General features: G+C 49.8%; 3 protein-coding genes. All 3 read right to left on the bottom strand.

All coding sequences use genetic code 11. The features are described from left to right. Positions 1 to 10 precede the first annotated feature (10 nt). The 3 genes from BLW49_RS07230 to BLW49_RS07220 are packed head-to-tail and all read right to left on the bottom strand — an operon-like array spanning position 11 to position 11,234. The gene (locus BLW49_RS07230; protein WP_076312985.1) at positions 11 to 1,405 is read right to left on the bottom strand and encodes a hypothetical protein; all 1,395 of its coding nucleotides are present in this window, start codon (positions 1,403 to 1,405) and stop codon (positions 11 to 13) included. 48 nt (positions 1,406 to 1,453) lie between these two features. Beyond that, positions 1,454 to 2,104: an S-layer homology domain-containing protein gene (locus BLW49_RS07225; protein ID WP_076312986.1), complete on the bottom strand. Its 651-nt coding sequence runs from the start codon at positions 2,102 to 2,104 to the stop codon at positions 1,454 to 1,456. 13 nt (positions 2,105 to 2,117) lie between these two features. After that, the gene (locus BLW49_RS07220) at positions 2,118 to 11,234 is read right to left on the bottom strand and encodes a phage tail tape measure protein (protein WP_177178671.1); all 9,117 of its coding nucleotides are present in this window, start codon (positions 11,232 to 11,234) and stop codon (positions 2,118 to 2,120) included. Positions 11,235 to 11,260: the final 26 nt, after the last annotated feature.

Here is an 11,260-nt window from a genome sequence, read left to right as displayed (position 1 = left end):
TGCATCCCCCTTATTTGAATCTCTCAAGTGTCCACTTTCTGAATCTGCTCAAGAAGGTTACTGCTTCAGCACGGGTCATTGCGGTATCCCCCAAGAACCAGGTAGTAGGCTCTTGATTACCATTCACGGGTCTACCCATATTCGTCAGTACTGCGGCACCGTCTAAGGTCTTGACAATGTTGAAACCTGCAATCAGGGGATCGCCGTTGGAGAAGGTCTCGTCTTCCATCTCCGAAACAGACTGCTTCCACCAGTTGGTCGCTGAGGATTCAACACGCTCATCCTTGTCTTGGTAGTAGTAAGCAGATGCTCTACCAACATCCTGGAAACGTTCGCTTTCCCCCTTCTTGTAGTAAACCTTCACCTCATCTCCCTCGTTTAGAGGGTAGTTAAACACTATGGTGTGGTTGTCGATCTCCGTAACAATAGGTGCATACTTAGCAACACCATTCACCTTAACGGCAAGCTTGTTCTTTCCCGCAGGGAAGTTACCGTTGAGTCGGAATACCCTCTGCCCATTAAAGGCGATAATGGTTTGGTCAATACCTTTAGTAGGGGCTTCCATGTCGGTGAACCTAGCGTACAGAACCTTGCGGAGCTTGTTGATGAGGTGGAATGCTTCTCCCCTCGTAATGATTGAGTTAGGGAAGAAACGGTTGTTGTATGTTGGATTGTCCGTTGTCGCCTTAACGCTCTGACTCATCATCTTGTACACGCCGTTCTCGTAAATCCAGTAATTGAACTTACACGTCACGCCGTTGAGGTTGAACGGTAGGAACAACGAACCGCCTGGGCTGACACAGTAAACATCCGTTCGGTACCCGATAGCCTTTGTCGCAATTTCAGTAACAGCATCTACGTTACCCGCCGACTGTTGCCAAACCTGTTTAGGGATACTAAGCCTACGTAGCGGCTGACCTCCTGCATACAGGTACTCCTGGTGCTTACGGCTGTAAGGGTCATAGAAGTAAACATCGTTCTTTGGAATGACTGTTCTAGGGAGATCACCCAACCAAGACACGGGAGGTCTTTTCCAGTCCTCGTCCAGGAGTGGTACTCCGTAGCTACAGAACGCAACGATCTGACCGTTCTTGCATCCTGTATAAAGCTCGACATCCGTACCGCCCGATAAGTTATCTGCGGCAGACTTGTATATGGTTTGAACTCCGTCAATGAACACGTACAAGGGGTTACCCTCGGACGGTGTAATTTTCTTGGAGAGTTTGAACTTAGACTGACTGGTAACTGCCTTAATCTCCTCGAAGATGAAAGGCTTACCGCTCTCAAATTGGTTGTATGTCATTCCGTCAACGAAGGCATTTCCGTCTTCGAGATACATATTCGTGGCTTCCATTACATCGTTGTAGAACCAGTCACCCTCATTCACGTCAACCCATTTTCGCATTGAAAGCACCTCCTCACTTTAGATTAGACAGAAAAGGAGTAGGTCGCCCTACTCCCTGATGATTCGCTCTATTAACCTTTTGGTTCTCATGAGGAACGTCACGAACTCAGCTCTCGTGATGAAGTCCTCAGGTCTGAAGTACAAGACAGGGGTTCCGTCAAGTTCAGTAACTACGACAATACCGAGGTTAGCCATATCCTCAATCGCCGTTCTAGCCCAGTGGTCTTTACCTTCAGTGGTCTCAAGGTCTTGGAACTGTACAACGCTAGTGGCATCGTACCCGTCCTTTTTGATTAGGGTCATGGTCAGCTCAACCTTGTACCCTTTCTGATCTATGTTTGGGTCTCCTTGATGGTAGAACACAGGATCAGCCTTGATTGACTCAACCACCCCGAAGTAGATGTTGCCGCGCTCATCATAGAACTTATGAGTCCAACCAACATACATAGAGTAGTCGCGGAACGCTTCCTTGTCCTTGAACAGCATGTTGAGGATTGCCTTATAGGACGACACCCCCATCTGATGGAAGTGTGATGGAGCATTGATGATCTTGATTTCCTTGACCTGGGGTTGAGGAGACGGAGTGGAGTAAGGCTCGATGATCCGAGCCTTTACTTCCACGAACTCCATCCCAGTGTCAACGAACAGTTTGCGCTTGTACTTATCATTAGCTGAGCCGAACGGGTCACGTTGGGACATTCAGTTTACCTCCTTACAGTCCTTTATAGTTACTGCCCATGTTCGCCTTAACATCATTAGCGAACTGGTTGACGAGACCGCTGTTGTTCTTCTTGAGTGTTTTCTCAAGAGCAGAGGTCATTTTCTCAACGTCCTTGGTGTCGCCTGTCATGTTGTCGATGTTTACATGGACAGTGACGTTACCCGCCCCCACCATAACGCTCTTGTGGGTGTTGTTCTTAGTCATGTAGTCGAAGTAATCCATGACTTTGAGACCACTTGGCAAGTTGAAGGTCGATTGAGATTGTGAGGTGTTCTTGTTGATCTCAGCAAGGTTCTTGGACTGCTCAACGCCGATGGACTGAAGCTGTTTGAAGATCGTCATGTACTCATCGGAGTTAGGGTTGAACCCACCAGTTTTCAGGAGAGTGTCCCACTCAGTCTTGAACCCTTCCAATTGTGCGTTCACGTCAGCTACTCTTGCCTTCTCAAGTGCCTTGACTTCAGGAGCATCGTCCTTCCCGCCGTTAGCCGCCAGGAGATCGTACATCCTTTTGTCGTAGTCCATTTGAGTAAGGTCGAGCTGATCGGTCATCTTACGTTCGAGTTCGTCGATAGCAGAGTTCTTGACACCATCAATCTCAAGCTCTGTTTGAGCCTTCTGCGACTTCAGGTTATCAAGCTCAGCTCCAACCTTGTCCTTCTCGTCACCGTCAGCCATCAGGTCGTATGTCTCCTGTAGCTTCTTGATCGCTTCATCGAAGAACTTCAGGTTTTCTCTGAGGTACTGCTCCATGAGATCACGCATTTGCTTAGAGTCCTCACGAACACCGCTAATGAGAAGTCGGGAACGGTTGATTTGATAGGTAGACTCGTTATGAGTCATGCCCTTGTTCATCTCACCACTGATCTTAGCCATCAACGTGTCTAGGCTCTCATAATCGAGAGTTTGGTTAGCACCGTCAGTTGCAGGATCAAGCAATCCGTCCTTGTTGGTGTCAAGAGGATGGTACTTGTTCTGCTCCTCCAACTTCTTGTTAAGCTCCATTTGGGCTTCGACCTTGGCTTCAGTGGCTTCCTGCTCGTAGTTGTACTTACTTGCAAGGGTTTCTTCGACGTACTTACCATCACCATCACGTACAGCCTGGAATCCTTCCCAATAGTCGCCCCAAGAAGGTGCATTACCTCCAAGCAGATTACTCACTCCGCTGAAGGCACCATCCCAAACGAGGTTAGCCCCTTTCCACCAAGCACCCAAGCCCGAGGATTCCTCCCAGTCTCGGAAGTTGTTAGCAAGTCCTTCCTTGTTCTCAGCTTGGATACCCTTCTTCTCAGAGTCGGTCATCCCCATTGCAGTCAGTGGGTCGATAGCCGCCATCAGAAGGTCTGCCCCTGCCAACGCCGCTCCGATGTACGGGATTGCTTTCAGCGGTCTTGCAAGCTTCAGTCCTTTAGAGAGCGTATTACCAACGCCACTAATCTTACCGAGGATTCCATTACCTCCCTTAGCCGCATCAGCCACGTTATCAGCCGCTCCTGCCGCCGCTCTACCTCTACGGACATCCCCTTCAGTAAGTGGGTTTCCGTCACGGTCGGTCAGAGGTCTGCCGTTAGCATCACGGGCAGGGATGCTGTCTCTAGCCATGTCGATCTCAGACTGACGGATAACATTTCCGTCAGGGTCACGGAGGATATCACCGTTGTTGTCCCGAGCAGGGGCTTTCTTGTTGAACAGAGAACCCAGACTCTTGGTTTGGAACACGTCCTTGATCTTAGTGAACACACCACGCTTGCCACCGCCACCGTTAGGAAGCAGATCTTTTGCCAGGAGACCCATCATTGCGTACTCAGCAAGACCCATACCAGTCTGACTTGCGGCACCTGCGGCACCTACACCCATTTCGTTGACCCCGAGGGCACCCGTGAGGTGGGCACGTTCAAGCTCCTTCATCTTGTTGACATACTTGGTAGCGTCCAGGGTTCCCTCTCTGAAAGAGTCGTTGAGCTTGTCAACTTCTCTTTTCAGCTTCGAGATGTCATCGTCCGACATTCCTGCTTCCTTACCGATCTTGTTGATCTCCGCATCATATCGGGAAGCATCGACCGCCCCCGACTGGAACTCGCGGTTCAAGAAGTTCAGGTTGTTCTTCAGTTCCGTCGAATCCATACCCATGTCGTCCATTGCCAACGTCAGTGCCTTAGCACGGTTTTGGAGCTGAGTCATTGCCTGACCGTTTTCACCAAGCTCTGTGCTCAAGGCTTCAAGACTGCGTTTCGTCTTAGCGTCCTGCTCATCGAGGGAACCAAGCTCCTTACGAAGCTGTTCAACCTCTTTGCTCTTGGCTTTAGCAGTGTTGTCTGCTTGGTCACGCTCAGCGGCATGGAAAGAAGCGGCTGTGGTATCTCCATCAGCAACAGCCTTCTGATAGAGTTCTTGGTGCTGATCTCGTTTAGCTTGCAGTCCGAGAACTTCACCCTCCTTCTCCACTATCTTGGTGTTCACTTCAGCGCGGCGGGAATTACGGGCTTCCGCACGGCTTTGATGCTGTGCCATCTCCTCTTGAATACCAATACGTCTAAGGTTCTCCATCCGAGCGTTTTCGTTAAGAGCCATACCATAACTCTCAATCTTACTCGCCTGTTTCTTCTTATCTGCATTGTCAATCGCTTCATTCAGCTTGCCCCATGCGATTCTGACACCGACACCCGCCATGATTCGAGCGATAAGACCCATCGTGTCAGCAATACCTCCTGCGTTATCTCCGACGATGCGAAGGAATGCTGTAAGGTATGTCGCTAGGTTGGAGAACTCGCCTTTCAGTTCCTCCCAAGCTTCATAAGTAGCGACCTGCCAGGAGGTTTTAATTTGACTCTGACGGAATTTCCAAGTGTCCATCATACCTGCACGGATGTACATGGCAGTGTTCTCGTCAGCCCCTTGGATTTGAGCAACATAAGCATCAATAGACTCCTTGACACTCAGATTGCCATCTCCGTCCTTGTCACTACCTTCCGCATCTCCTGTTACGTGCATTACCTTCTCCATTGTGTGTTGAAGGTCGGCCGTGAACGCAGATACCGCCGCCGCACTACCCATGTGCCATTGAGGGAATAGCTTCTGCCACATTTGGATGCGGGACTCATCGTTCATGGTGGCACTTGTCTCAAGGATACTAGCGAAGATGTCCGAGAAGTCTTTCTGTGAACCGTCTTCGTTGTACGGGTTGAGGTTTCCGTACACTTCAGGGTTAGTAGCCGCCATTGCCGCCAACTCATCCCGACCCTTTTTGGTGTAAGGCTTGTCGAGAATCGCTTTCCAGAACGTACCTGATTCCGCACCTGAACGTGCAGTTGCCTGAACGAACATGGAGGAGTATGCGATGGAGTGAGCAAGCGCAGTCTCTTTATCCTGATCACCCATGGCGTTACGGAACATAGAACCTGCCTTCTGTTGAGTTGCGATAAGGTCTTCGATCTTAGCCTGGGAGATGTTCGCCGCCATAATCATCATGTTAGTGACTTTATTGAGGGCGTAACCGCTGATACCCCATTGGGAGGAGATAGCTTCAAAACCCGTAGCAGTTTTCTCTACGTCTACTTCCTCAATCGAACGAACCTTAGCTACTTCCTTGGCGAAAGCAGTGGCTTCGTAAGGGTTGTCGTACCTACGGGAAGCGATGTGGTAAGCCAGTCCCACTTCCTCTTGGTCGATACCGTTAAGCAAGGCAATCATCTGAAGGTCTTTAACGGCACCAGTTTTCATGTACTCGTTAACCTGGGCGGTAGCTGTCTCCACCTCAGTAGCCTTTTGTTGCTCAGTGAGTGTGCCGCCGTACTTCTGCTCCAACATATCCATCGCACCTTCGACCAGTACCTCACCTAGTCGGGACATGTTCGGAAGCAACTCGGGAGCAGTCACTTCTTCACCATCGACGCTCGTAGTGTAGGTTCCACCCGTTTGCTCAAGGTACTTGATTTGGAAGTTCTGATTTGCCTTAGCCAGTTGGTAATCCATCTCCTTAGCCGACTGGAAGGATTCATTCAGGAGCATTGTAGGGTAACCCATGACTGCACCCGCCGTGATGTAGCGCATCGTGTTGAGTACCGAAGTACCAAACCCTCCAAACGCACTGTTGGCTTGTTGGTTTCTCTTGTCTTGGACAGGGTTACTCATGTAGTTTCCAAGGATGTCACCCGATCTTCCGAGGTTAGAACCGATGGAACTGGAAGCTCTCAAGGCATTCTGTGTTACCATTTGCAACGCTTCGCTGTGTTTGAACAGCTCACCCGTAGCTTTGTCAATGGAACCAGTCAGTGTTCTGAGGTTACCTTCAGCATCCCGCATCTTAGCTGTCCAGGTGTTCGTAGCGTTGTTCACGTTCAACTGTGTGATCTCGTAGCCTTTGAGAGCATCTACGGTCTTCAGCACAGCGTTCAGTTGCTCCGTGAATACTGCCTTGTCACCTTTCAAGATGTTGGACTCACCGATCTTCTCGCCCCGCTTCTGCTTCTGAGCTTGCAAAGCCTTCAGCTCTCTGTTGGTCTTCATTAGCTCGTCACGGTACAGACGCGCTTGTACGATGTCACCATCCGTGATTGCTTTGTCGATCATTTCACCGAGCTTAGCAATCGAGGACACATCTACAAGGTTGTCAAGCTTCAGAGCTTCCAGGTCTCTACGAAGCTTGATGAGCTTCGTTTGGAAGGACTCGTCTGCCGCCAGTGCGTTGTATCTACGAGCGATCTCTGCCAGTTGGATGTTCAGGGTCTTCATCATAGCCTGTACATTAGCCGCATCCGTGTCGTTATTGATTGGAGCCGCTGTTACCGAACCGATACGGGCTTTGTGTGCATCCAGGTCGGATACCAACTTAGCGTAGTCATCGGAGGATAGCTTACGAAGGTACTTGTCCTTCATCTTATCCATAGCAACCGTTTGGTTGGCATCGTACATTCTGCGATTCAGGTCAACCCCCGCCAACCGATTAGCAACCTTCTCCTCTGCAATGCGTTGAGCTTGCAGTTCGAGAACACGGTTCAGGGCATCCTTAGCAGGGTTCATCCGAGTAGCATCAGTGGCTACCGCATTGATGGCGTTCTGTACTGCTTGAATCTCCGCTTGATCGACCTTACCGATCTGACGAATCTTTTCGAGCTTAGCGTTCAGGACATCCATCTCACGGGACACTCTGTTATCCTTCAGCACGTTATCCCACGATGTAGCGATCTCCTTCACACGGTTCAGGATTGTCGCCATATCTTCCTTGATGACAGACAGGCTTGAGAAGTCCGTGATTGGGCTTCTTACAAGATCGCCTACTCGACCAAGGTGATTGGATACTTGGGACTGAAGGGTAGCGTAGTCTTCATTGGACAACTTGTTACGGTACTTGCCTAGGAGCCTGTCAGCCCCTACCCGTTGATTGTCCTCGAACACTCTCAGGCGTTCCTCCATAGCCATCTTGCTGTTAGCGAGAGACTGCTGACGAACCATTTCCCTCTTAGCTTCGGATTCTGCTTTCGCTTCAGCTCTACGCTGTTCCGCTTGAAGTGCGCGATTATCTCTCACTAGATCGGCGTAGTAGTCCTTGGCTTGGCTGAACTTCGTAGGGTCAGAGTACGATCCGTTGATGAGGTCTCCCAGGTGAGCGATCTTATTGATAGGTAGTTGGCTGTTCATGAGAAGTCGGTTCATCTTCTCACTCAGCTTGTCAATCTGCCCTTCCATTCCGCTGACCTTCGCCATTCTGTCGAACCCTTTGGAGATTACGTCAAGCTCACGGTTCAGCTCACGCATTTCCATCCGAGCGTTGGTGATGTCTTTCTCGTTGATGATGTCGGAGGATGCGAGTCTGTTGACCTTAGCCTGTACCTCGTTCAGGTAGTTCTCAAGCATAGTGAACTGTTCAGGGTTCAGCTTGTTAAGGAACTTGGTCTTCATACTCTCAACGTTTAATTGAGTGTCGTAGCCATATTCCCTCAGCTTACCTTTCATCTCAGTCGCATTCGCTTGAGTCGTGGAACCCATGTTCATCTTGCGGAACTGTTCCACTGTGTATCTCAGAGACAGAGAAGCATCCAGGATTGCATCACGCAGGGTTTGGTACGGAGACTGATCTCCAACGCGATGACCTTGTTGGAATCTGCTGACCGCTTCCTGCACACGAGCCAAGTATTCCTTGTCGAGGAAGTTATGGAGCTGACCTTTTTGCTCATTGGTCAGGTCACTGTTCTCGAAACGGTTCTTGGTGTTCAGCACCTTGATCTGCGCTTCTCTCTCCCAACGGTTCATCATGTCGAACTCGTTGTATCCCTTCGGCAACTTGTCTGCTGTTGGGTAACGAGGGTCTACCAAGGCGGTCGATCTCGGGTTACCTACTAAGGGGTTATTGGCTTCCCCGAATGGGAATGGACGTGGAGCCGCCGCATTCACCGCCGCGCCCGCAGGTGGACGGTACCCGATACTTTGGGTTACTGGAGGAAGGTTCTTAATTCCGTCAATGGCACCCTTGTAGAATGCGTCCAGGTTCTTGGTCAGCGCTTCAACCATTCTGAACTGAACAGTGTCCATCATCTCTCCCACACGCCTAACCATTACGTGAACGCTAGTCAGGTCAGGTTGAATATCTACCCTACCAAGAGCTTCACCGTATGCAGAGATCGCGGAAGTCGTGTTCTTAGCCACAGAGTTATGGAACATGTTCATTACCTGACGAACACCCTCTGTCATTACCTGTCCAGTAGCCTTCTCAAGGGACACTCCCGCCTTGAACGCCTTCTCCCAATCGGATACTCTGTCGAACCCTTCTGCTGTAGCCAAGGCACGTCTTACATCCTTATGGAGTTGTTTAGGGTTCATGAAGATCGCGTTCGCTCCATCAGCGATACCACCAACGCCTTCGACCACTTTGTTGGAAGCCATGTGCATCATAGACTGCATGGCTTTCCGCATGTGTGCCATAGGTGCGTCTGCCGCAACGTTGAGTGGGGTCGCTTCAGGCTTCCAAGCCGCAATGTTTGCCATGACCGCTTCCTCAAGTTTCTTTTGGACGTGAGTGACAGCACCCGTAAGAACCAGTGGCTCTTTAGCGTCCAGGAAGGTTACGTTACTTTGAGCGATCATACGGTTCAGTTCAGTACTCAGCTTTCCGTGCATTGCTTCGGTTGTTGCGGCAGTCATTGCGAATGCCCCGAACGCATTGTCTACGGCTTTAGAGAACTCAGTGACCGTCTTCTGAAGCGTGGACTCCATCTCTTGCTTGATACGAGCCTGATCGTCTTTCGTGAAGGAAGCGAAGCCCTTGGCGTTGATTCCCTCTGCAAGGGAACGGGCATTCTGTGCCGCTTGATTGACGATCAACTTGATAAGCTCCTTGGACTCTTGAGCCATTACAGCATCGAGCTGAGCAGTGTCTTCCGCAGAAGGTTTTGCACCCGCCCCCTGACGCAGTTGAGCAAGAAGATGTTCTGACTGAGTGCTAAGGATCGCTTTCAGTGCTGTATTGATCGCAGTAGTAGTGCCTTCGGGCAGAGTTACAGAACCTACGGTACCTGCTTCTCCGTGAGGTACTGCTTTGAATCCTTGAACCATCTCTTTAATCACATTCTCAATCTCAGCTAGAACGCGAGGACGAAGTTGGTCTACAGGAAGGTCTACTCTAACCTCTCCCAACTTAGAGGAGTCATATCGGAAAGAGGTTACGTTAGTGATAGCACGAGCGAAGGAGTTAAGGACATCCTTGTTGCTTGCTGTCAGTTGAGCTGTCATCTTATCCAAGGACTCCTGGGAATCCACGAGCATCTTAGCTCTCATCTGCTTAGACCACTCGTTGAAGTGGGCGATGATGAGGTTGAAGTCGATGCCCAGGTTTGCTTGGGACAGGTTCTTCACTGCACTCTCAGCAGATGCAATCAGAAGCTCCTGCACTCCCTTGATACTAGCAACCCATTTGTTTGTTTCTGCCGAGCCTTTAGTGGATGCGCCCGAGGATGGGTCGATACCAAGACGAGCCGCTAATCCAGTCACGATACCGTTGATCTCAGCCTGGATGTGGTTGTTAACGATGTGACCTACATTGTCGAGGGTAGCCTTGTAGTTGGCGTACTCCTTAGTTCCCACAGGGATAGTCTTGATCTCCTCACCAACAGAAGTGATAAGAGAACCGACCTTATCGACAACAGTAGTTCTAAGCTCTTGAATCTTACCCATTACAGCAGTAAGCTCTTTGCTTGTACCGTTCAATTTCAGACCTTTCAATTCAGCATCGAGCTGAGTGATCTGAGCCACAGTAGTCTCCATAGCCGCACGGAAGTTCATCATCCCCTTGTCCAGGTTAGGTAGCTTCTTCAGCTCATCCAGGTTAACGTTCAGGAGATGTTTGTCGATGTCTCCAATGGCTTCCTTGATGCGGGACACAGCCATGTTAAGTCGAGCAGAGTCGATCTGTACTGGTTGGATATTACCGATGGTGATGTTCTTAGGATCACTGATGTGTTTCATGAACTCCGTAGACACGGAAGTCATTAGCGTTTTCAGGTGCTCCTCGCCCACCTCGAACTTCATAGGCTTAGGAACCTTTGCAAGCGTACCGTCCTTCATCTCCTTCGTAGCAGTACCCCACGCAAAGGACATGCGGTTGGTGATTGCCGCTTGAAGTTCAGTATTGAATCTGTTTTGCAGTTCACGGAATCCGTACTCGGAGAACACGAAAGGCTTGACGTTCCCTACTTTGATGGAGGACTGGTCAATGGCTTCCTTGATCTTGGTACGTACTTCAGAAGTCATGCTACTCCACTTCTTCTGAGTCAGATTAATAGACAGTGGTGCTAGGTCTCCTTCGATGGTAACCTTACCGCTAGTCAACTTAGAAGCGATAGCAGACTCTACCGCAGATTGAATGTTCTTTGCATTGAGCTTCAGGTTAGAACCGTCTTTGATCTCTCCAACCGCTTTGGCGATCTTGTCACCAATAGCGAGGTTCATACGCTCTGTATCGTTAGCAACTTTGTGAACAGCGTCCGAGAGGGTATTAAAAGATGTCCCGAGCTTTGAAACCTCACCCGCGAACTCTCCCGTCTTAGTAACGGACTGTCCAAAGTCCATTAAAATCTCAGTTGTTAATGAGTGTTTTTGCCCTTGAGTTTCAGCCATTACGATCACCGTCCTCATAAATAAAT

This window comes from Paenibacillus sp. PDC88 (assembly GCF_900106725.1).
Taxonomy (GTDB): domain Bacteria; phylum Bacillota; class Bacilli; order Paenibacillales; family Paenibacillaceae; genus Paenibacillus; species Paenibacillus shunpengii.
Note: the sequence above shows the minus strand (reverse complement) of the source record. Positions and strands in the feature narration are given on the sequence as shown.